Origin of the sequence: Rhizobium alarense (genome assembly GCF_021555155.1) — a bacterium.
Taxonomy (GTDB): Bacteria; Pseudomonadota; Alphaproteobacteria; order Rhizobiales; family Rhizobiaceae; genus Rhizobium_D; species Rhizobium_D alarense.
On the sequence record NZ_JAKGBU010000009.1, the window covers coordinates 25,256 to 46,704 of the forward strand.

Sequence of the window (21,449 nt, forward strand, 5' to 3'; positions counted from 1 at the left end):
GTGGTACTCCTCAGCGGCGGATGTTGAGTGTGAAAAGGCCCTGCGGGCGCAGCATCAGGATGCCGACGACGGTCAGCAGCGTAAGAACCTTTGCCATGGAGCCGCTCATGAAGAATTCCATCGTCGATTGCGCCTGAGAGATGGTGAAGGCCGACGCGATCGTGCCGATCAGGCTGCCGGCGCCGCCGAACACGACCACCAGGAAGGTGTCGACGATGTAGAGCTGGCCTGCGGTCGGCCCGGTCGAGCCGATCATCGTGAAGGCGGAACCGGCGATTCCGGCAATGCCGCAGCCGAGCCCGAAGGTCATGCGGTCGACCCGCTTGGTATCTATGCCGACCGCGCCGGCCATCACCCGGTTCTGCAGCACGGCACGCACCTGCTTGCCGAAGATGGACCGCGTCATCATCAGATAGACGGCAAAGGCGATCAGGATCGTCAGGCCCATGACGAACAGGCCGTTGATCGGGATTTCGATCATGTCGGTCAGTGCGACCGATCCCATCATCCAGTCAGGCAGCGTAACGCCGACCTCGCGGGCACCGAAGACCGAACGGTAGACCTGCTGCAGGATCAGGGACAGTCCCCAGGTCGCCAGAAGCGTGTCGAGCGGCCGGCGATAGAGATGGCGGATGAAGCTCCATTCCACCAATACGCCGAGTGCAAAGGAGGCACAGAAGGCCAGTGCCATGGCCGCGAAGAAATAGACCGGAAACAGCACCGGCACATATTCCGTGACCAGATGGGAACAGAGATAGGTGACATAGGCCCCGAGGATCATGAACTCGCCATGAGCCATGTTGATGACGCCCATCTGGCCGAAGATGATGGCAAGACCGAGCGCCATCAGCACGAAGACGGAAAACAGGCTGAGGCCTGCGAAACCCTGCATGGCCAAAATCGAAGTGAACTCACCAAAGGTATAGTCGCCAATCATCGCGGCCTCGCCATTCGCAATTCGGGAGGGGAAGGAAAGGGGCGCTGCCCTGCCTGGCGGGCGGGACAGCGCCAGGAAAGGCTTATTGATAGCCTTCGGGGAACGGGTCGGGTTCCATCAGGTCGGACGTCTCGTAGACCACCTTGTACTGGCCGTCGGGCTGGGCGAGGCCGACACGCGCCTTCGACCAGAGGTGATGGTTCTCGTGAATCTTGACGTAGCCTTCCGGCGCGGTGGTCAGTTCGATGCCCGGAGACGCGGCCTTCACCTTGTCGATGTCGAAGGAGCCGGCCTTCTCGACGGCCGCCTTCCACAGCCAGGGGCCGAGATAGGCCGCCTGGGTCACGTCACCGATGACGATGCTGTCGCCCCACATCTTCTTGAAGGCGGCGACGAACTGCTTGTTGTTGTCGTTCTCAAGGCTCTGGAAGTACTTCATCATGGCATAGGCGCCGGTCATGTTCTCACCGCCGATGCCGAGGATCTCGTCCTCCGTCACGGAGATCGTCAGCAGCAGCGGCTTCTCCTTTGAAAGGTCGATGCCGGCCGCCTTCAGCTGCTTGTAGAAGGCGACGTTGGAACCGCCGACAATGATCGCGTAGATGACGTCGGGCTTCTTCAGCTTGATCTTGTTGATCACCGAGTTGAACTGGGTGTGGCCGAGCGGATAGTATTCCTCGCCCACCACCTCAAGACCCAGCTTCTCGATATGCTTGCGGGCGATCTTGTTGGAGGTGCGCGGCCAGATATAGTCGGAGCCGAGGAGGTAGAAGGACTTGGCGCCTTTTTCCTTCACCACCCAATCGATCCCGGCCAGGATCTGCTGGGTTGCCTCCTGCCCCGTGTAAATCACGTTCGGGCTTTCCTCGAGGCCTTCGTAGAAGGTCGGGTAATAGAGCATGCCGTTATACTGCTCGAAGACCGGCAGCACGGCCTTGCGCGAGGCGGACGTCCAGCAGCCGAAGACGGCGGCGGCCTTGTCCTGGACCAGCAGCTTCTTCGCCTTCTCCGCGAAGGTTGGCCAATCGGAGGCACCGTCTTCCTGGATGAATTCGATCTTGCGGCCGAGCACGCCGCCCGCGGCGTTGATCTGCTCGATTGCCAGCTTCTCCGCCTGAACCGAGCCGGTTTCGCTGATCGCCATCGTCCCGGTGACGGAATGCAGGATGCCCACCTTGACGGTGTCGTCCGTGACGGCGAGCCCGGTCGTGTTGACGGCGGCAGTGGGATAGTCGGCGGCCAGAACCGGCGCACCGCCCATGGTGAGCAAGGGCATTGCGGCAATACCCGCCAGCAGCGTCCTGCGGGTCACGGGCATCGGTTTTTTCGATGGTTCGTCCTTCATGGCAGAGCCTCATCTCGCTTGTGTTCGGAAGGTGCTGGCTTGATCCGGCCAACTGACGCGAGTGTCGCGATGATGCTGCAACGCAACAATGGAGCGTTTGACGTATTTGTCCTTGCCCGTTTTCCCCCTAGCATTGGGGCAAATGGCAGGATCGATACATCGGAGAATTGAATTCGTTGGGAAAAATTGAAGTTTTGAATCCGGATATCACGGTCTGCAGCAAGGATGTCCCGCGGGTGACGGCGCATGGCGACATGACTGGAACATTTCTTGCTTCGCCGTGGCAGCATAATCGGGACGCGCCGACCGCTTGGTGCGGCGGACGGGCCGGCAACCCGGTGGAGTAACCTGTCGTGACCGTAGCGGAGAGGATTCCGAGAAATCGCAGGACTTATAACAAATGGGTCGCCAACCAGACCCTGGAGGACTACGCGCTGCGCTTTACCGCCTATCGCGTGCGTCGTTTCTCCAGCGGCCGCATCGCCAACACGGCGATCGGCGCAATTTCCTTTCTGGCTCTGGAAGCGATCGGCGGATCGATCACGCTCAATTACGGCTTCGCAAACGCAGTCGCCGCAATCCTCGTCAGTTGCACGATCATCTTCCTGATGGGAATTCCGATTGCCTACAATGCCGCAAAATTCGGCGTCGACATCGATCTGCTGACCCGCGGCGCAGGCTTCGGCTATATCGGCTCGACCGTCACGTCGCTGATCTATGCCACATTCACCTTCATCTTCTTTGCCATCGAGGCGGCGATCGTGGCGACGGCGCTGGAGTTGTGCACCGGCCTGCCCCTGTCGATCGGCTACATCGTCAGTGCCCTGGTAATCATCCCGCTGGTGACGCACGGGGTGACCTTCATCAGTCGCTTTCAGGCCTGGACGCAGCCTTTCTGGATCGTGCTGCAGCTTGCACCTTTCGTCTTCATCGCCGTGCAGAGCCACGTCTCGGTGCGCCAGTGGACCGGATATACCGGCCTCTGGGGTCAGCCGGACGGCTCTGTCGATCTTGCCCATTTCGGTGCGGCTTCCGCGGTCTTGTTTTCGCTGGTCGCGCAGATCGGGGAACAGGTCGACTTCCTGCGCTTCCTGCCGCGCCAGGAGCGAAAGAACCGCCTGCGGTGGTGGGCGGCGCTGATGTTCGCCGGTCCCGGCTGGGTCCTGATCGGCGGCCTGAAGATCCTCGCCGGCTCGTTTCTGGCCTTCTACGCCTTTCAGCACGGTGTCATCTTCGACAATGCTGCTGATCCCACCCAGATGTATCTCAGCGTTTTCAGGGAAATGCTCGCCTCGCCGGAACTGGCGCTGGGGCTCACCGGCATTTTCGTCATCGTCTGCCAGGTCAAGATCAACGTCACGAACAGCTATGCAGGTTCGATCGCCTGGTCGAATTTCTTCTCACGCCTGACCCACAGCCATCCGGGGCGCGTCGTCTGGCTGGTGTTCAACGTGCTGCTCGGCCTGCTGTTGATGGAATTCGGCGTCTACAAGGCGCTCGAGCAGACGCTCGGCCTTTATGCCATCGTCGCGGTATCCTGGATGGCGGCGATCGTCGCCGATCTCACGGTCAACAAGCCGATGGGGCTGTCGCCGCGCACCATTGAGTTCAAGCGCGCCCATCTTTACGACATCAACCCGGCCGGCTTCGGTGCGATGTGCATCGCCGACCTCGCCGGCCTGCTGGCCTATCTCGGCTTCTTTGGTACTTTCCTCGCCCAGATCTACATCTTTGTGGCGCTGCTCTGCGCCTTTGTCCTTGCCCCGGTGATCGCCTTCGCCACGCGCGGGCGCTACTACATCGCCCGCGAGACAAAGGCGGATTGGGCCAACCAGCCGATGATCCAGTGCTGCATCTGCGAGCACCGCTTCGACCGCGAGGACATGGCCGGCTGCCCGGTTTATTCCGGACCGATCTGCTCGCTTTGCTGCTCGCTTGACGCGCGCTGCGGTGACCTTTGCAAGACCGATGCACGGCTCATGGACCAGGTGCGCAGCGCCGCTGCAGCCCTTCTGCCCGCCCGTTTCGCGGTCTGGGTAGAGGGCCGGCTGATGCGCTATGCCGCCATCCTGACGATGGTTACGCTGTCGATCGGCGTGGTATTCTGGCTGATCTATTTTCAGAGCACCATCGACCGCTCGCTGCCGGCCGGTCCGATCTCGGCGGTGCTTTGGAAACTGTTCATCATCGTCTTCATTATTTCCGGCATCATCGTCTGGTTGTTCGTGCTCGCCCAGGAAAGCCGGAAATTCGCGGAGGACGAATCACGGCGCCACACTCGCCTGCTCATGGATGAGATCAAGGCGCATGAGGAGACCGATCGGCAGTTGCAGAAGGCAAAGGAGGCGGCCGAGTCCGCCAATGTCGCCAAGAGCAAATATGTGGTTGGGCTCAGCCACGAACTGCGCACGCCGCTGAGCGCCATTCTGGGTTATGCCCAGTTGCTGGAGAGACAGAAGGGCATGCCGGGATATGTTCACAATGCCGCGCGCACGATCAAGCGCAGTGGCGAACACCTGGCCGACATGATCGAAGGTCTGCTCGATATTTCCAAGATCGAGGCCGGCAAGCTGGAGATCTTCCGACACAAGATTGCGCTCGGGCCCTTCCTCGATCAGATCGTCGACATGTTCAGCCTGCAGGCGCAGGCCAAGGGAATCGGCTTCGAATTCCGCGCGACCTCAAGCATGCCCGACTACGTCTACACCGACGAGAAGCGGCTTCGTCAGGTGCTCATCAACCTGCTTTCGAACGCCATCAAGTTTACCCATGCCGGCAGCGTTTGCTTCAGTCTGTCCTATCGCGGGCAGGTGGCGACCTTCGAGATCGAGGATACCGGCGTTGGCATCAAGGCGAGCGATATCGAGCGGATCTTTCTCCCTTTCGAGCGCGCCGAGGGCGTGGCCGGTCAAATCGGTCCGCCCGGCACCGGTCTTGGTCTGACGATCACCAAATTGCTGGTGGAGATCATGGGTGGTGAACTCACCTTGAAAAGCACACCCCGGAAGGGCACCCATTTCACCATCCGGCTTATGCTGTCATCGGCGGCCAAGCCGGACGACATGGCGGGGCTGGCGCTCGCCATCACCGGCTACGAAGGGCCGCGGCGAACGGTGCTGGTTGCCGATGACGACCCCGTTCAGCGCGCGTTGATGGAGGACGTCCTTGTGCCGATGGGCTTCGCGGTCGTCACCGTGACCGATGGACCTGCTTGCCTGTCACAGTTGGCGCTCCATCGTCCTGACATCGTCATCCTCGACATTGCCATGCCCTCGATGTCAGGCTGGGAGGTGGCCCGACGGATCCGGCAGCGCCTCGACCGCGACCTGCCGATCCTGATCCTGTCTGCCGAGGCGGGGACCGATCGGACCAGGCCCGAATATTCCGACCTCCATGATTCCTACCTGATAAAGCCATTTGGCTTCGAGGAGCTCTTCGAACGACTGGCAGCCCTTGTTCCGCTGACCTGGACCTATGGCGATGGCCGGCCGCAAGATGTCGAAATCCCGCCGCGCTTCTCCGCAGGGGAACTGCCGGACGAGCAGAAGCTGCGCCAGCTGCGCACCCTGGGCCAGACCGGCTTTGTGCGCTCGATCGAGGCTATGCTGAACGATCTCGAAGTCTCCGAGCCGGAAACGGCGCGGTTTTGCAGACACATGCGTCATCTGGCAACGAGTTATCGCCTGCGCGATTTCCTTGCCGTGATCGAGGATACGAAGAAAAATGTCTGATCCATCCGATTGCAACAAGGTCCTGGTCGTCGATGACTCCCCTGATGCGCTCGCCATGCTTTCCGACGCGCTGAGCCTCGAGGGCATGGACGTCGTCTTGTCCAGCAGCGGCAGGCAGGCGATCACGCTCGCCAACACGACGGCCCCCGATATCGTCCTGATGGATGCGATCATGCCCGGCATGGATGGCTTCGAGACCTGCCTGATCCTGAAGGCCGCGCCTGGCTTCGCAGACCTGCCGGTCATCTTCATGACAGGTTATAACGAGAGCGAGCACGTGGTGAAGGCGCTGGCTTCGGGCGGTGTCGATTTCGTCAGCAAGCCGATCCTGCTCGATCAGCTCTTCGCCCGCATGCGGGTGCATCTCGGCAATGCCAGGCGTGCCCGCTCGGCCCGCAATGCGCTGGATTCCACGGGCCGCTGGATCGTCGCCTGCGACGGCAACGGCCGGATCGGCTGGTCGACGCCGCAAGCCAGCGAACTGCTGCTGCGAGTCGGGGTACGGCCTGATGCCGGCGCCTATCTGCCGTGGGAAGTCGTCGGGTGGCTCTGTGATTCGCCGGCCCAGGAGGGACCGCCCCTGCCGCAGATATTGCGCTATTCCCGCCATTCTCAAGATATCGAATTTCGGCTGCTGTCGCATGGTGAGGACGGCGAAATTCTGCTTAGGCTCGTCGATCGGCATCGCGGCACCGACGAGGAGCAGCTCATCAAGGCCTTCGGTCTGACACTGCGCGAGGCCGAGGTCCTGCTCTGGGTGGCACACGGCAAATCCAACAAGGAAATCGCCGACATCCTGGCCATGTCGCCGCGGACGGTGAACAAGCACATGGAGCAGATATTCAACAAGCTCGCCGTGGAAAAGCGGACATCCGCCGCCACGCTCGCGGTCAAGGTCCTGTGGCGGGAGTAACCGTGTCAACTCCCGGACGCGTTCGGTGCGCAGAAGGCCTCAGGCGTGCGGCGGCAGTTCCGCGCCGGCGAGCCTTGTTCTGATCCAGTCGGAAACGCGGTAGTAGCGCAGTGCCAGCGGCGGTCCGAAGTTCATGTAGAAGGGCGCGGCCGAGAGCGGTTCCACCTTGAGGTCGAGATCGGCTTCCGGCACGTCCAGTGCCCATTCGGACAGGATGCCGCCAAGCATGCTGCCGGTCGGCACGCCGCGGCCCGAAAGCCCCGTCAGCGCGACGACGCCGGGTGCGAGGCCATAGAGGCGGGGAATCGTGCGGTATTGCATGTCGAGTTCGCCGAACCAGAAATAGTCCCAGCGGATATCGCCGGTGATCTGCGGGTGCAGCCATTTCAGCCGGTCGGTCATGACGCGGCGGGTATAGTCGAGGTCGCGGCCCCGTTGCCCCATGGGGAACATCGAGGCGACGATGCGGCCTTCGGCATTGTATTTGTAGACATAGATGTCGCCGCGCCCGTCATGGATCGTCGTGTTGCGCGGGAGCACCGTGGCGCGGAGCGTCGGATTGAGCGGCTGCGTGGCTGCGACGAAGACCTTGTGGATCTTGTAGGTCCGGTCGAGCTTCGGCCATCCACCGACGGTATAGGCACCGGTCGCGAAGATCACCTTGTCGGCGACGACCGTGCCGCGCTGCGTGCCGACCGCCCAGCCCGAGCCCTCGCGCTCGCAGGAGGCCGCCGCCGAGCCGGTATGGATGGTGCCGCCTTCCTGCATGACGGCGCGGGCGAGCCCGCGGGCATAGCCGAGCGGGTTCAGATGGCCGCCTTCCTCGTGCAGCCAGCCGCCGTGGAAACGCGGACTGCCGGTGATGGCCTCCGCCTCGGCCCTGTCGATCAGCCGCGTGCGGGCGCCGGCGGCATTGTAGCTGCGCACCTTCTCCTCAAGCGCCTTCAAGGCCCTGGCGTGCGGCGCGCCCATCACATAGCCGTTCTGCTGCCATTCGCACTGGATCTGGTAGCGTCCGATCATGTCTGCGACGCGGTCATTGGCGCATGTCTGGCGGGCGATCAGGCGTTCGGCCCAGGGCTCGCCCAGCATGCGGCGCAGCTCGGCAAGGCTGTAATGGGTGAAGGTGGGCGTAGAATGCCCGGCATTGCGGCCGGATCCGCCGAAGCCGACCTCCATGCGTTCGAGCAACACGACCCTGACACCCTTCCGGGCGAGTTCAAGGGCGGTCGTCAGGCCCGTATAACCGCCGCCGACAACGCAGACGTCCGTGCGCACGCGTCCTTCCAGAGGAACCGTCGGCGATGCCGGCACGGCGGTCGCATGCCAGAGCGAGGCATCGAAGGGGGAAAACGAAGCCATCGGGCATTCCTCAGTTCAGGTCGCTGCGGGCGTCGAGCGCGTCACGCAGGCCGTCGCCGATGAAGTTGAAGCTCGTTACCGCCAGCGTGATTGCGATGCCGGGCACGATGGCGAGCCAGGGGGCGCTGTCCAGATATTGCTGGGCGCCGTTCAGCATGTTGCCCCAGCTTGGCAGCGGCGGCTGGATGCCGTAGCCGAGGAAGCTGACATAGGCTTCGAGCAGGATGGCGCGTGCGACCGTGAGCGTCGCCGCGACGATGATCGGGCCGATCGCGTTGGGCAGCAGTTCCCGGAACATGATCCAGCTGTTCGAGAGGCCGAGCATGCGCGCGGCAACGACGAAGTCGCGTTCGCGCAGCGAGCGGATTTCCGCCTCCACCAGCCGCGCGATCTCCATCCAGCTCGTGACCGCGATGATGACCGTGATCATGAAGGGGCTCGGCTTGATGAAGGCCGCAAGCGCGAGCAGCAGGAAGATGCTGGGGAAGGAAAGAAAGGCATCGACGAAGCGCATCAGCGCCGCGCCGATCCGCCCGCCGTAGTAGCCGGCGACGATGCCGATCACCGTGCCGATCAGCGTGGAGAGCAGCATCGCGAAGAAGCCGACGAGGAGCGAGATGCGCCCGGCATTGAAGAGGCGCGCGGCGACGTCACGGCCGAGCGGGTCGGTTCCGAAGATATGGTAACCGGTGAAGGGTGGGGCGAAGCGCGCCCTCAGGTCGATGAAGAGCTCGTCATAGGGGAGGATGTGGGGCCCGAGGACACAGGCGAGCACCAGGAGCGTGATCATGATGAGGCCGAAGAGCGCGAGCCGGTGACGTGTGAAGCGGCGAAGCGTGCGGTTCTGCCACCAGCGGGAGGTGCGGCCGGCGTGTCCAGCCGAAAGGGTCGTCGCGGGCATGGTGCTTCTCCTAACCGAGCCGGATACGGGGGTCGACGAAGGCGACCAGCAGATCGGCCATCAGGCTGCCGATGAGCACGAGGATGGCGGAAAACATGAGGAGCCCCATGATCACCGGATAGTCGCTGTAGCCGAGACTATCGAGGAAGAGCCGGCCCATGCCGGGCCAGGTGAAGACGGTCTCGGTGACCAGCGCGCCGCCAAGGATGGTGGGCAGTTGCAGGCCGGCGAGCGTGATCATCGGCAGAAGCGCGTTGCCGACCACGTGTTTCATCAGGACCCGCCGCGGCTTGAGCCCCTTGGCACGCGCCGTGCGCACGAAATCCTGATTGATCACGTCGAGCGTTGCGGTGCGCATGTATCGGCTCCAGACGGCGATGTTGACGAGCGCCAGCACGAGGCTCGGCATGATGAGATGAATGGCGTAGTCGCCGAGCGAGCCGTCGCCGATCGTGTACATGTTGCCGGCCGGAAGCCACTTCAGCTTGAGCGAGAAGACGTAGATCGAAACGAGACCGAACCAGAATGTCGGGATGGAAAGCGCAATCATCGCGCCGACCGTCGCGGTATAGTCGAAGATCGAATAACGCTTCGTCGCACCCCTGATGCCGATCCAGGTGCCGACGAGGATGGAGATGACGGTGGATGTCCCCATCAGCAGAAGGGTCGCGAAAAGGTGCCCGCCGATGATGTCCAGGACCGGCTGCCCGTCGCGATAGGACTTGCCCCAGTCGCCCTGGACGAGGTTCCAGATCCAGTCGAGATACTGGATCGGCAGGGGTCGGTTCAGCCCCATGCGCTCGGCGATGCGATCCAGCGCCTCCTGGGTCATGCCGGGCGTCAGCGTATATTGCGAAAGCGGTCCGCCGGGCGCGAGGTTGAGGACGGCAAATCCGATCATCGAAACGAGGACCAGAAGCACGAGGCTTTGCCACAGGCGGCCGATCAGATAGCGCAGCATGGTGATCTCCTGTCTCGGCGGCGGCGCCGGTCTTTCCGACGCCGGCCGCCGCGTCACGGAAGCAATGCAGGTGACGAAGTAGTCCGGCCGTAGGCGGCCGGATCAGGATTCCCAGTACCAGGTGGCGACGTTCCAGGTGTCGATGCGGTTGTTGATGTTCGGCTTGAAGCCTTCGACACCGATCTTGCGGCCTCTCACCGTTGCGTACTGGAACATCGGCAGGAAAGGCAGTTCGGCACGCATGATCTCCTGGATCTTCACGTACTTCGCCTTGCGTTCCTCCGGAACGAAGAGATTACCGGCCTCCTTGAGGAGCGTGTCCACATCCGGATTGTCATATTGCCAGGTGTTCTGGCCGTTGCCGCCCTTGGCGGGACTGGATGTCGACAGGAAGTAGTCCGACGTGTCCGGATCGGGACCGGTCAGGAAGTTGATGCCGACGACGACGGAATCGAACTGCGATTGCATCCAGTACTCGCCCCACATGACGGCAGGCGGCAGGTTGGAGATCGTCATCTCGACGCCGATTTCCTTGAACGATTGCTGCATGAACTGCTGCACCTGCTCCCGGATGTGGTTTCCGGCCGTCGTGGAATTCGAGAAGGCGAGACGCACGCCGTCCTTGGTGCGAATGCCATCGGCGCCGGGCGCCCAACCCGCGTCGTCGAGCAGCTTCTTCGCCTTTTCGAGGTCGTATTCATGCTTCGGCAGGTCCGGATTGTAGTAGAAGGACTGCTGCGGCATGTAGGTCTCGGTCGGCGTCGGCAGGCCGTAGTAGAGCGCTTCGATGATCGATTGCTTGTCGATGGCGTGATAGAGGGCCTGGCGCACTGCAAGATCCTTGAACTGCGGGCGGGCCATGTTGAACGTGATCGACTCGACGGTGGCGCTCGGAACGATCTCGACGATCTTTCCCTCGAGCCCCTTGGCCTCGTCATAGTGGTCGGGCGTGATCCATTGCAGGCCGACGAGATCGATGTCACCGGTCTTGAACTGGGTATACATGACCGTCAGGTCCGGAATGTACTTGATGATCAGCGTCTCGAGATAGGGTCCGTCGCCGAAATAGTCCGGGTTTGCGAGAAGCTCGATATGGTCGCCGGCAACGCGGTTTCCCCATTTGAAGGCGCCGGTACCGACCGGCGCATTGTTGAAGGGCGCGGTGTTCTTGTCCTTTTCCGGCTCGAGAATGTGCTTCGGCACGATGAAGGTGCTGGCGAGGATGGACGGGTAGGGGGCAAAGGCTTGGTCCATCCGCCAGGTGATCTCCGTCGGAGAAACCACCGTGAGATCGCGCACACGCTCGTGCCCGGTGCGGCGCCAGCTGATGAAATCGGGATCGACCATGAGTTCCAGCGTAAACTTGACGTCCTCTGCCGTGAACGGCGTGCCGTCATGCCATTTGACACCGTCCCTCAGCTTGACCTTCCAGCTCAATCCGTCGGCGGAGATACCGCCATTGTCGACGGTGGGCACTTCGGCGGCGAGCGCCGGTATGAAGTTGCCTTCCGGATCGACGTTGAAGAGCGGGTCGAAGACCGCGAAATGGATGCCCTCGTCTACTTCGATGTGGGCGAGGTGCGGATTGAAGACCGTCGGCTCCTGCGAGAAACCGACGATAAGCTGGCCGGTCGGCTTGTCGGGCGCTGCCGCAAATGCTCGGTCCTTGCCGAGGAGATTGGGCATGACCAGGCCGGACGCACCCGCCATGAACATCATGGTCAGGGCCTGCCGGCGGGTCGGGTTCAGGATCGCATTTTCTCTGCTGTCGGGCATGATGCTGCTCCTTTGCTGTTGCATCTCAAGCTGCTGTTCCATTTTGCGGCCACCTCTTGCGGGTGGCTCGGTGTTCGACCGCTGTCCGGTCGTCAGAAGCCGCTGATCAGCTCGATCTTCGATCCGTCGCTGAAGCGGGAGAAGCGGAATGCATGGGGATCGACCAGCGGTGGCCGGCCGGTCACGATATCGGCCATCAGACGACCGGCGGCCGGGCCGATGCCGAAGCCGTGGCCGGAAAACCCGGTCGCGATGTGGAAGCCGGGTATTGCGTCGATCGCCGATATGACGGGGACGGCGTCCGGCGTCACGTCGATGTAGCCGGCCCAGCGCTGTGCCACTTCGGCGCCGGCAAAGGCGGGGAAAGCCTTGGCGAGATTGGCAAGCGCCTTGTCCGCGAGCTTCTTTGCCGGTTTCGGGTCGAGCACCCTGCAATATTCAAAGGGGCTCGCCTCATCCATTGCCCAGCGATCAGGGATTCGGATTTCGTCGACGAAGCGGCCGCCGACGCGAAAATTGAGCGAACGCCACTCCTTGCGCAGCGCCGGCAGGAAATCGAGCGCGTAGCGGAATGACGTCGGCACGATGTCGACGACGTTCTCATGGCCGGAGGCGATCGTGTAGCCGCCGTCCTGGCGCTTCCTGACGGCGAAGCCGTTCGACCAGATCGCCTGTTCCGGACCGCCCTCGAATGGTTTGGTGCGGATGACGGAGTTCTTCACCTTGAGCTGCGGCAGCCGCAGCCCGAGCATGCCGGAAAACAGGCTCGACCAGGCGCCGCCGGCGAGCACCACCGCCGTGCAGGCAATCGGTCCGCGTTCGGTGATCACGCCGCTGACGCCGCCGCCCGACGTCTCGATGCCGCGAACCGCGCATTCCGTGAGGATCGCCGCGCCCTTTTCGCGTGCGGCCTCTGCGATCGCAGGCGCGGCCTTCTGCGGCTCGGCCCGGCCATCTGCGGCGGTGTAGAGTGCGCCCTTCAGCTTCATCTGCGAACCCGGGAACATTCCGGCGAATTCGGATGCGCTCAGTATGCGCGACTCGAACTGGTAGCCGTCGAGATTCCGGTTCCAGCGCTCGTGGTTGGCGTATTCCTCGTCGTTCGCGCAAGTGAAGATGATGCCGGCACGCCTGTAACCGGTATCGCGGCCGATGCGCTGGTCGAGACCGCTCCAGATGCGCAGCGCCTCCGCCATCAGCGGAACCTCGCGCGGGTCGCGGCGGGAGATGCGCACCCAGCCCCAGTTGCGGCTCGATTGCTCATGACCGATGCCGCCCTTTTCGCAGAGCGCGACACGCAGGCCCCGTTCCGAAAGCTCCAGCGCCGTCGAGCAGCCGACGATGCCGCCGCCGATGACGACCACGTCGACGTCCTTGGGCAATTCAGCGTCCCCGTGAACGGGAACGACATAGGGACCGGGCATGTCAGAAGAACTCCTCAAGCTGGCAGTTGACGGCGAACTCGGCGACGCTCGCCTCGTTCGGCAGGTCGAGCAACATGGCGATGATGCGGGCAAGGTCGGCCGGATCGGTCATCAGCTCGGCGGGTCGATCGGTGATCGCGACGGCCATGTCCGTCGCGACGAAGCCCGGGCAGACGGCGGTGGCGCGGATACCCTGATCGAAGCCGGCCTGCCGGATGCCGTGGGCAAGGGCGACGGCGGCGAACTTGGACATCGAGTAGAGGCCTGCCTTCGCCGATTTGACGCGCTTGCCGGAAAGCGATGCCAGGATGATGAAGCGGCCGCGTCGGCTCGCCACAAGCGAAGGCCATGCTGCCTTGGCGAGACGGCGCGGTGCCTTGACATTCACCGACAGCATGGCGTCGAGGTCTGCATCATCCGCCTCGATCACCGTCTTCGGGATCATGATACCGGCATTAGCGACGATGGCATCGATCCGTCCGAAACGGTCGAGCGCGTTTGCTACCCAGCGCATCTCTGCTTCGGTGTCACTGGCGTCGTAGGTCTCGACATGAACGGAATTGGGTTCTGCCCAGGCGGGTGCCTGCGGCTTGCGCATCCCGAGCGAGAGCTGCCATCCCTGTTGTGCGAGCTCTTTGGCGATGAAGACACCGATGCCACGACCGGCACCGGAAACAAGTGCGACGCGCTCGCCCGCTCTGGTCATGCGAGCCCCACGATCCGCCGATAGGCCCGGCCGAGAATGTCCATGAGCTGGGCCTGTTCGTCTTCCGGGATGAAGGAGAAGAAATCCTTGGATTGCCTGGTGACGAGGTCGCGAACCTTGGTCGCCAGTTCCGCGCCGCTTTCCGTGATGTAGAGCTCCTGTGCCCGGCTGTCCTCGGCGGAGGTCTCGCGCCGGATCAGGCCGTGCGATACCAGGTGCTCGACAATGCGGCCCATCGCCGAACGGTCCTTCATCGTCAGTTGCGCGATCAGCGACGGACGGATGCCGGGGTGGCTGTCGACGAGGAGGAGTGTGGTGATCTTGCCCGTTCCTTTCGCGACGTCGAGGCCCTCGAGGCATTCGTCGAGGTCGCGGGACACCGCAAGGTTTATCGTTCGGATGTAAAAGCTCAGCGTGTCGTTCAGGACGTCGAGATCTACGTCCTCCGCCATTGTTGGAAGCTTGTCCGGTGTTTTCAAAATCGTGTCCTGTTCGAGACGCATACAGAGGCAGGGAGTTGTGAAGCGCGCATTGAACTCGGTGGGTCACCGTTCCTCGCTCTCGCCCGTGTCGAGCCTCAATCAAAAGGCAGATAGTGGATAAATGCAACTATAATATCGTCTTGAGGAGAAAATAAAATTCCTAATAGGAAACATTGCGGCAGCAGAAACGTCCCCGGTTCTGTTACGAACCGGAGCGGTCAGATGAACTCTTTTGGCACGCGGTGCACGTGCTTCCGCACGCCGCTGTCATTCTCTCAAATCAGGCGGCCGTTCCCCACTCTGCGCCCGGGATGGCGGCGACGAGCCGCTGCGTATAGTCGTGCTCCGGCGTGCGGAATATCTTCTCCGGCGGACCGGATTCGACGATCCTGCCCTTGTACATGACGAGCACTTCGTCACAGATTTGGCTGGCGACGCGCAGATCGTGGGTGATGAAGATCATCGCCAGCTTCATTTCTTTCTGCACGCCTGCGAGCAGTTCGAGAATCTGTGCCTGGATCGAAACGTCGAGCGCCGAAACGGCTTCGTCGGCGACGAGCAGCACCGGATCGAACATCAATGCCCTCGCGATGCCGATGCGCTGGCGCTGGCCGCCGGAGAACTCGTGGGGAAACCGCTCAAAGGCTCCGGCGTCCAGGCCGACGCGCTGTAGCAGTTCAAGAGCCTTGGTCTTCGCTTCATGTGGCGCCGTGCCATGCGCAACGGGCCCGACGGTCAGAATGCTGCCGACCGTACGACGCGAGTTGAGCGAGGCGAAGGGATCCTGAAAGATCATCTGGATGTAGGGTCGCAGCGAGCGGAACGCGTCTTCCGGCATGTCAGCGATGTCGCGGCCGTCGAAGAGGATTCGTCCGCCATCGCAATCCGTCAGCTTCAGCAACACGCGCCCGAGGGAGGATTTGCCTGATCCGCTTTCGCCGACGATGCCGATCGTCTGCCCTTTGCGGATGGTGAAGCTGACGCGATCGACGGCCTTGACGGCGCGGCCCTTCCTGAAAAAGGAGCCGGTCGCTCGATACGCTTTTTCGACGTTCTGCGCTTCGAGCACCACGGGAGCCTGCGTGTCGGCACTGCGTGCCTCCTCGCGCAGATGCGGCACGGCCGCGACGAGGCGCTGCGTATAGGGATGGCCCGGCGCGTTGAGGACATCCGCAGCCGGTCCCTGTTCGACGAGTTCACCCTTTTCCATCACGACAACCCGGTCGGCGATCTCCGCCACCACGCCGAAGTCGTGGGTGATGAACATCACGCTCATGTTCTTGCGCCGCTGTATCTTGCGGATCAGGTCGAGGATTTGCGCCTGCGTCGTGACATCGAGCGCTGTCGTCGGTTCGTCGGCAATCAGCACGTCCGGATCGAGCGCGAGCGCCATGGCGATCATGACGCGCTGACGCTGCCCCCCCGAAAGTCTGAAGGGGTACTGGTTTTGCAGGATCGGGGGGTCGGGAAGGCCCACTTCATCGAGCAGTTCGAGTACCTTGGCGCCGCGGCTTTCCGTCGTGCCGACGCCGTGGGCCGCCATCACCTCCGCGATCTGGCGCCCGATCGTCATCAGCGGATTGAGTGCCGAAAGCGGATCCTGGAAAATCATCGAGACCGCACGCCCGCGCAACGGCCTCAGCCGCTCTTCCGGTGTCTTCACGATGTCCATTCCCTTGAACAGGATCTGGCCGCCGGTCACCGCGATCGATGGGGCGAGAAGCCCCATGATGGCATTGGCCGTCACCGATTTCCCGGAGCCGGACTCGCCGATGATGCAGAGAATTTCCCCGCTCCTGAGATCAAAGGAGATATCGCGGACCGCATAGGGGCGTTCCATGTTCGCCGGCAGTTCGACCGTCAGGTCACGGACGGAAAGCACGACGTTTTCGGGCATGAATGGCTGCGACATATGTTCCCCTTTTCGGCTGTCGAATTCGGGCACGCTCACGGCAGGTCATCTCGCTGATGCGAGATAGTGGATGATATCCACTATTTTTGTCCAGATGTTTTATCGGCAAAGTGCGGAATGCGAGGAGTGTCCCTCCGTACGAATGCGGCCGTCACCAGCCGCACCATCAAACCCTTGCGATCAAGCACCTAAGCCTTGCCGTCCTTGAAGCGGTGCCAAGGGTGCATGCGGTTCGCGATCTGCACGGCTACGGGGTGGAAAGGTACCGGTTTCATCGCGGTGACAGGGAGAGGCATCTGATCGTCCGCGCGCCGGCCGGCGGCCCAGCGGCCGAGTTCCTGGCCGAGCGACAGGGAGAGCGCCACGCCGCGGCCGGAATAGACGCCGCCGAAGACGAGGCCGGGGGCGAGCCGGTAGAGGCGCGGTCGCCGGTCCGGCACGACCGCGAATGTGCCGTGCCAGTATTCCACCATCCGGGGCGCGCCGCCGAAGGCCGGAAAGGCCTGGCCGAGCATCTGCGAGACCTTGGCACGGCCGCGGTCGGCCTCGTCGAACCAAAGGGTATGCGTCCCGCCGCTCACCAGCCGGTTGTCGCAGTCGTAGTGAAAGTAGCGGATGTCGTTGCGCATGTCCGAGACCGCAGGGTTGCCGACGAGGATCCTCGCGCGAAGGTCGTCGGGCAGCGGATCGGTCGCCGACTGGAAAACCTTGAAGGGGATCAGCGTGCGCTTCAGCCCCGGCCAGACGTCGCCGGTGAGCGCGTTGGTGGCGAGCACCACCTCGCGCGCCGTCACGCTGCCTTTCGCCGTCGTTACGCGCCAGCCGTCGCCGGTCTTCTCGATGGCGGTGCCGCGGGCGTTCTCGAAGATCCGGACGCCCTCCCGTTCGAGCGCGGCGGCGAGGCCGACCGTCATGGCGAAAGGGTTGATATGGCCGGAATTGAGGACCTTCCAGCCGCCGAGATAGGGGCTGCCGATGATGTCGGTCGCTTCCTTCCGGTCGAGCCAGGAGACGTTCGCGCCGAAGGCCTTCCATTCCTCGTAGAAAATGCGGGCGCGCTTGAGCGTCGTCTCCGTGTGGGCCGGCTGGATCCAGCCTTCCTGCACCTGGTGGGCATCGATGCCGAAGCGCTGCATCAGGCCGAAGGCGACACCGGCGGCGTCGGCGACCATGCGGTTGTAGCGTTCGCCAAGCGTCCGGCCGTAGGCAGCCTCGAATTCGGAGGGCGAGGCCTTTGAGTGATGGGAGATGACGAGGCCGTTGTTGCGGCCGGACGCGGCCGAGCCGATCTCGTTGCCTTCGAGAAGCACGACGTTTACGCCGCTGTCGCGCGCGCCGAGCGCGGCGGCCAAGCCGGTGAAGCCGCCCCCGACGACGAGCACGTCGGTCGTGATGTCGCCGTCGAGCGCCGCGGCGGCCGGGCGCGGCGGCGCCGTCTTGCGCCAAAGATGCGGCGTCTTCCAGTCGACCTCAAACATGCAGCGTTTCCTCTGTGGCTCCGCCCAGATAATGCTCGCCGAGGGCCGCGTGCCGGGCCATTTCCCGGGCCTCTCCGTGCTGGCGCACCCGCCCCGTGTTGAGGAGATAGGCGTAGTCGCCGCATTCCAGCGCGAGCTGCACGTTCTGCTCGACGAGCAGGACGGAAATGCCCGTCGTCGACAGGTCGAGGATGATGCGGAATATCTGGTGGACGATCTTCGGTGCAAGGCCGAGCGAGGGCTCGTCGAGCATCAGGAGCTTCGGCTCCGCCATCAGCGCGCGGCCGATGGCGAGCATCTGCTGCTGGCCCCCGGACATACGGCTCGCCATGCCGTTGCGCCGTTCCCTGAGGACCGGGAAGAGATCGAAGACCTCGGAGCGCAGCGCCTCGAAGCTCTTGCCGGCCCGGCCGATATGGGCCGCCACGAGGTTTTCCTCGACGGTCAGCCGCTGGAAGATCTGCCGCCCCTCCGGGCAATGCGTGAGGCCCATGCGCACCACCTGTTCCGGCCGAGCGCCCGTGATGTCGCGCCCGTCGAAATGGATGGAGCCGGCCGTCGGCCGTGCGACGCCGGATATGGAGTTGAGCAGCGTCGTCTTGCCGGCGCCGTTCGGCCCCAGGATCACGACGATTTCCCGGTCGTCGACCTCCAGGTCTATGCCGTCAAGGACGCTGACGCGCCCGTATCCCGAGCTGAGCCCGGCGAGCTTCAGCAGCGGCCCGGATTTCGTCGATGTCATTGGCGGTCCCCAGATAGGCAAGTTGAACGTCGGCGCTCGCCTGCACCTCGGCCGGCGTGCCCTGGAAGAGGAGTTTGCCGTGGTGCATGACCACGATCCGGTCGCACAGCGCCATCACGAGGTCCATGTCGTGTTCGACGACGATCATGACACGCTCCGGCGAGCGCAGTTCGGCAAGCTTGGCAGTAAGCTCGACCGTCTCGTGATGGTTGAGGCCGGCTGCCGGCTCGTCGAGCAACAGCACGCGCGGGTGCGTCACCAGCGCCCGGGCAATTTCCAGCATGCGCTGGCGACCGTAGGGAAGGCTGCCGGCTTCCGCGTCCGCATAGGTCTGCAGATTGAAGAAACGCAGGATCTCCATACAGGCCGAGCGCCGTTCGGCGACGCGGGCGCGGCCGTAGGGCGGCCACAGCACCTCCTTCCAGGCGTGGTGTGCCTCGGAGGGATAGTAGCAGACCTCAAGGTTCTCCAGTGCCGTCATCTGGTCGAAGAGGCGGATGTTCTGGTAGGTGCGGGCGACGCCGGAATTGGCGATCTCGTGTTTCTTCAGGCCGTCGAGGCGCCGGCCGTCGAGCAGGATCGCGCCGCCCGAGACGGTGTAGGAACCGGCCGTCATGTTGATCAGCGTCGATTTGCCGGCGCCGTTCGGACCGATGATGCCATGGATGAGGCCGGGCGCGAATTCGGTCGAGACATCGTCGATCGCGACATTCGCGCCGTACTGCTTGCGGAGATTCTGGAAGACGACGGTCATTTTCCGATGAGCCTCCGGAAGAACTGGCCGGGGCCGAAGGTCCGCGGCACGAGACCGCCGGGGCGGATGATGATCAGCGCGATCATCAGGAGGCCCAGGAAAAGGATACGCCATTCCGCGAACTCGCGCAGCACCTCCGGCAGCAGGATGAGGATCGCTGCGCCCGCGACGATTCCGAGGATGTTTCCGATGCCGCCGATGACGATCATCAGCACGATCAGCACGGATTCCTGCAGGGTGAAGCTCTCCGGGCTGACGAAACGCTGCGAGGCGGCGAAGATCACGCCCGCGATGGAACCGATCGTCGCCGAGGTTGCGAAAGCGGCGAGCTTGGCGTTCGTGGTGTTGATGCCGATGCCGCGCGCCGCGTCCTGGTCCTCGCGGATTGCCGCCCAGGCCTTGCCGAGGATCGAGTGCTCCATGCGCCAGACGACGACAGCGGTCAGGATCACGGTCACGACCAGCAGCCAGTAGATTTCGCCCGGCCGGGCGATCTCGAGACCGGCGATCGATGCCTTGTCGAGCCGCGCGATGCCTTGCGGTCCGCCGGTCAGCCAGTCGAGATTGTTGATGACGATGCGGATGATCTCGCCGAAGCCGAGGGTCACGATGGCGAGGTAGTCGCCGCGCAACTTGAGCACCGGCATGCCGAGCAGGATGCCTGTCAGCATGCCGAGCAAGGCGGCTATGACGACGATGAGAAGAAACGGAAGGTGCAGGTCGAGCTGAGGGCTCGCCAGCAGACCGTAGGTATAGGCGCCGACCGCATAAAACGCGACGAAGCCGAGGTCGAGCAGGCCGGCATAGCCGATGACGATGTTAAGGCCGATGCCGAGCAGGATGTAGATCAGCAGGCCGTTGACGACGCGGACATAATAATTCGGCAAGAAGGGGGTTGTGAGGAGGAGCGCGATGGCCAGCGCGAAGAAAAGGAAAGGCAGCAGCCGGGCGACGCGCGGCGCTGCCTTGACGGTTGTCTCGACGGCGGACATCAGAACTCCCTCTTGTAGACCATGCTCTCCTCGGAGACCGGCTCGCCAAGGAGACCGGCCGGCTTCACGAGCAGAACGAGGATGAGGATCGCGAAGGCGAGCACGTCGCGATATTCGGTGCCCAGCAGGCCGCCGGAGAGCGTGGGGAGCAATGCGGTGCCGGCCACCTCCACGAAGGCGAGGATATAGGCGCCGAGCATGGCGCCGGGGATCGAGCCTATGCCGCCGAGGATTGCCGCGGTGAACGCCTTGAGGCCGATGACGGCGCCCATGGTGGGGGTCATGATGCCGTAGTAGCTCGCATAGAGGATGCCGCCGGCGGCGCCGAGAAGCGGCCCGGAAAAGAACACCATGGAGATCGCGAGATTGACGTTAATGCCGAGCAGTTGCGCCGTGGACCGGCTTTCCGACACGGCACGCACGATGATGCCGATCTTGCTGCGGTTGACGAGCGTATAGAGCGCGAACATCAGCAGGAAGGCCGCGACCAGGATGCCGATCTGCACCGACGTCACCGTGCCACCGAGGATAGTGTAGCGCTCTGCGGGGAAGAAATTCGGGAAGGCAACGGGCTGCGGCCCGGCGAGGATTTGTATGCCGGTCACGAGCGAGAGCGACACGCCGAGCGACGAGAGCATCGGCGCAAGCCTGGTCGAGGAGCGCAGCGGCTTGTAGGCGAGCCGTTCGATGCCGACGCCGATGAAGCCGATGCCGATGACGGCGGCGAAGAAGGCCAGCGTGAGTGCAAAGGCGCCGGCCGCTCCGATGTCGCCGACGAGCACCGTCAGCACGAGGAAGGCGGCGTAGGCGCCGAGCATGAACATTTCGCCGTGGGCGAAGTTGATCATGCGCAGCACGCCGTAGACCATGGTATAGCCGAGCGCGATCAGAGCGTAGATCGAGCCGATGGTCAGCGCATTGACGGTCTGTTGAATGAAGGTTCCCAGCATGGGCGTCCCCTCCGTTGGGCCCGGCGCGAAGGGCGCGCGGGATGACGAGGGATAGGAATGCGCGGCCGGTCAGGAAAGGCAAG

Annotated in this window: 17 protein-coding genes; 2 read left to right on the plus strand and 15 right to left on the minus strand. The window is 63.2% G+C overall.

Annotated features, from left to right (window positions below; translation table 11 throughout):
• Positions 1 to 10 precede the first annotated feature (10 nt).
• Together urtB and urtA are read right to left on the minus strand one after the other, a co-directional pair.
• The gene (gene urtB, locus LXM94_RS04640; protein WP_235769973.1) at positions 11 to 937 is read right to left on the minus strand and encodes an urea ABC transporter permease subunit UrtB; all 927 of its coding nucleotides are present in this window, start codon (positions 935 to 937) and stop codon (positions 11 to 13) included.
• An 82-nt stretch (positions 938 to 1,019) separates the two neighbouring features.
• Positions 1,020 to 2,282: an urea ABC transporter substrate-binding protein gene (urtA, locus tag LXM94_RS04645; RefSeq protein ID WP_235769974.1), complete on the minus strand. Its 1,263-nt coding sequence runs from the start codon at positions 2,280 to 2,282 to the stop codon at positions 1,020 to 1,022.
• A gap of 353 nt (positions 2,283 to 2,635) precedes the next feature.
• On the opposite strand from urtA, the gene LXM94_RS26135 reads away from it, so the two are divergent.
• Both LXM94_RS26135 and LXM94_RS04655 read left to right on the plus strand, forming a co-directional pair.
• Positions 2,636 to 6,013 (plus strand): ATP-binding protein, encoded by a 3,378-nt coding sequence (locus LXM94_RS26135; protein WP_235769975.1) that lies wholly within the window; start codon positions 2,636 to 2,638, stop codon positions 6,011 to 6,013.
• Positions 6,006 to 6,926, plus strand: a complete 921-nt coding sequence (locus tag LXM94_RS04655; protein WP_235769977.1) for a response regulator transcription factor — start codon at positions 6,006 to 6,008, stop codon at positions 6,924 to 6,926. Before LXM94_RS26135 ends, LXM94_RS04655 begins: the two co-directional genes overlap by 8 nt.
• A 39-nt stretch (positions 6,927 to 6,965) precedes the next feature.
• Here LXM94_RS04655 and LXM94_RS04660 read toward each other — a convergent pair whose 3' ends face one another.
• From LXM94_RS04660 to LXM94_RS04720, 13 genes are all read right to left on the minus strand, one after another.
• The gene (locus LXM94_RS04660) at positions 6,966 to 8,288 is read right to left on the minus strand and encodes an NAD(P)/FAD-dependent oxidoreductase (protein WP_235769978.1); all 1,323 of its coding nucleotides are present in this window, start codon (positions 8,286 to 8,288) and stop codon (positions 6,966 to 6,968) included.
• A gap of 10 nt (positions 8,289 to 8,298) precedes the next feature.
• Positions 8,299 to 9,189, minus strand: a complete 891-nt coding sequence (locus LXM94_RS04665; RefSeq protein WP_235769979.1) for an ABC transporter permease — start codon at positions 9,187 to 9,189, stop codon at positions 8,299 to 8,301.
• A gap of 10 nt (positions 9,190 to 9,199) precedes the next feature.
• A complete protein-coding gene (locus LXM94_RS04670) occupies positions 9,200 to 10,150 on the minus strand; it encodes an ABC transporter permease (protein WP_235769980.1) in 951 nt (316 codons plus the stop codon).
• Positions 10,151 to 10,252: 102 nt separating this feature from the next.
• Positions 10,253 to 11,926, minus strand: coding sequence for a peptide ABC transporter substrate-binding protein (locus LXM94_RS04675; RefSeq protein ID WP_235769981.1), 1,674 nt, complete (start codon positions 11,924 to 11,926; stop codon positions 10,253 to 10,255).
• Positions 11,927 to 12,018: 92 nt separating this feature from the next.
• Positions 12,019 to 13,350: an NAD(P)/FAD-dependent oxidoreductase gene (locus LXM94_RS04680; RefSeq protein WP_235769982.1), complete on the minus strand. Its 1,332-nt coding sequence runs from the start codon at positions 13,348 to 13,350 to the stop codon at positions 12,019 to 12,021.
• Between the two features lies 1 nt (position 13,351).
• Positions 13,352 to 14,056, minus strand: coding sequence for an SDR family NAD(P)-dependent oxidoreductase (locus tag LXM94_RS04685; protein WP_235769983.1), 705 nt, complete (start codon positions 14,054 to 14,056; stop codon positions 13,352 to 13,354).
• Positions 14,053 to 14,508: a MarR family winged helix-turn-helix transcriptional regulator gene (locus LXM94_RS04690; protein ID WP_235769985.1), complete on the minus strand. Its 456-nt coding sequence runs from the start codon at positions 14,506 to 14,508 to the stop codon at positions 14,053 to 14,055. Before LXM94_RS04690 ends, LXM94_RS04685 begins: the two co-directional genes overlap by 4 nt.
• A 310-nt stretch (positions 14,509 to 14,818) precedes the next feature.
• A complete protein-coding gene (locus LXM94_RS04695; RefSeq protein ID WP_235769986.1) occupies positions 14,819 to 16,450 on the minus strand; it encodes an ABC transporter ATP-binding protein in 1,632 nt (543 codons plus the stop codon).
• A gap of 188 nt (positions 16,451 to 16,638) precedes the next feature.
• Complete coding sequence (locus tag LXM94_RS04700; protein WP_329605587.1) at positions 16,639 to 17,928, minus strand: NAD(P)/FAD-dependent oxidoreductase; 1,290 nt, start codon at positions 17,926 to 17,928, stop codon at positions 16,639 to 16,641.
• Positions 17,921 to 18,670, minus strand: a complete 750-nt coding sequence (locus LXM94_RS04705) for an ABC transporter ATP-binding protein (RefSeq protein WP_235769987.1) — start codon at positions 18,668 to 18,670, stop codon at positions 17,921 to 17,923. Before LXM94_RS04705 ends, LXM94_RS04700 begins: the two co-directional genes overlap by 8 nt.
• On the minus strand, positions 18,594 to 19,424 hold the full coding sequence (locus tag LXM94_RS04710; protein ID WP_235769988.1) for an ABC transporter ATP-binding protein: 831 nt from the start codon (positions 19,422 to 19,424) through the stop codon (positions 18,594 to 18,596). The genes LXM94_RS04705 and LXM94_RS04710 overlap by 77 nt, the downstream gene beginning before the upstream one ends.
• Positions 19,421 to 20,416 carry a branched-chain amino acid ABC transporter permease gene (locus LXM94_RS04715; RefSeq protein WP_235769989.1) on the minus strand — a complete coding sequence of 332 codons (996 nt, stop codon included), beginning with the start codon at positions 20,414 to 20,416 and terminating at the stop codon, positions 19,421 to 19,423. Before LXM94_RS04715 ends, LXM94_RS04710 begins: the two co-directional genes overlap by 4 nt.
• Positions 20,416 to 21,366 (minus strand): branched-chain amino acid ABC transporter permease, encoded by a 951-nt coding sequence (locus LXM94_RS04720; protein ID WP_235769991.1) that lies wholly within the window; start codon positions 21,364 to 21,366, stop codon positions 20,416 to 20,418. Before LXM94_RS04720 ends, LXM94_RS04715 begins: the two co-directional genes overlap by 1 nt.
• Positions 21,367 to 21,449 lie beyond the last annotated feature (83 nt).

What these genes read in the sequence shown, in the direction of transcription:
- urtB (WP_235769973.1), bottom strand. Translation starts at nt 937, where the DNA reads ATGATTGGCGACTATACCTTTGGTGAGTTCACTTCGATTTTGGCCATG.
- LXM94_RS04720 (WP_235769991.1), bottom strand. Translation starts at nt 21,366, where the DNA reads ATGCTGGGAACCTTCATTCAACAGACCGTCAATGCGCTGACCATCGGC.
- LXM94_RS04690 (WP_235769985.1), bottom strand. Translation starts at nt 14,508, where the DNA reads ATGGCGGAGGACGTAGATCTCGACGTCCTGAACGACACGCTGAGCTTT.
- LXM94_RS04695 (WP_235769986.1), bottom strand. Translation starts at nt 16,450, where the DNA reads ATGTCGCAGCCATTCATGCCCGAAAACGTCGTGCTTTCCGTCCGTGAC.
- LXM94_RS04715 (WP_235769989.1), bottom strand. Translation starts at nt 20,416, where the DNA reads ATGTCCGCCGTCGAGACAACCGTCAAGGCAGCGCCGCGCGTCGCCCGG.
- LXM94_RS04660 (WP_235769978.1), bottom strand. Translation starts at nt 8,288, where the DNA reads ATGGCTTCGTTTTCCCCCTTCGATGCCTCGCTCTGGCATGCGACCGCC.
- LXM94_RS04710 (WP_235769988.1), bottom strand. Translation starts at nt 19,424, where the DNA reads ATGACCGTCGTCTTCCAGAATCTCCGCAAGCAGTACGGCGCGAATGTC.
- LXM94_RS04655 (WP_235769977.1), top strand. Translation starts at nt 6,006, where the DNA reads ATGTCTGATCCATCCGATTGCAACAAGGTCCTGGTCGTCGATGACTCC.
- LXM94_RS04685 (WP_235769983.1), bottom strand. Translation starts at nt 14,056, where the DNA reads ATGACCAGAGCGGGCGAGCGCGTCGCACTTGTTTCCGGTGCCGGTCGT.
- urtA (WP_235769974.1), bottom strand. Translation starts at nt 2,282, where the DNA reads ATGAAGGACGAACCATCGAAAAAACCGATGCCCGTGACCCGCAGGACG.
- LXM94_RS04705 (WP_235769987.1), bottom strand. Translation starts at nt 18,670, where the DNA reads ATGACATCGACGAAATCCGGGCCGCTGCTGAAGCTCGCCGGGCTCAGC.
- LXM94_RS04700 (WP_329605587.1), bottom strand. Translation starts at nt 17,928, where the DNA reads ATGTTTGAGGTCGACTGGAAGACGCCGCATCTTTGGCGCAAGACGGCG.
- LXM94_RS04680 (WP_235769982.1), bottom strand. Translation starts at nt 13,350, where the DNA reads ATGCCCGGTCCCTATGTCGTTCCCGTTCACGGGGACGCTGAATTGCCC.
- LXM94_RS04670 (WP_235769980.1), bottom strand. Translation starts at nt 10,150, where the DNA reads ATGCTGCGCTATCTGATCGGCCGCCTGTGGCAAAGCCTCGTGCTTCTG.
- LXM94_RS04675 (WP_235769981.1), bottom strand. Translation starts at nt 11,926, where the DNA reads ATGCCCGACAGCAGAGAAAATGCGATCCTGAACCCGACCCGCCGGCAG.
- LXM94_RS04665 (WP_235769979.1), bottom strand. Translation starts at nt 9,189, where the DNA reads ATGCCCGCGACGACCCTTTCGGCTGGACACGCCGGCCGCACCTCCCGC.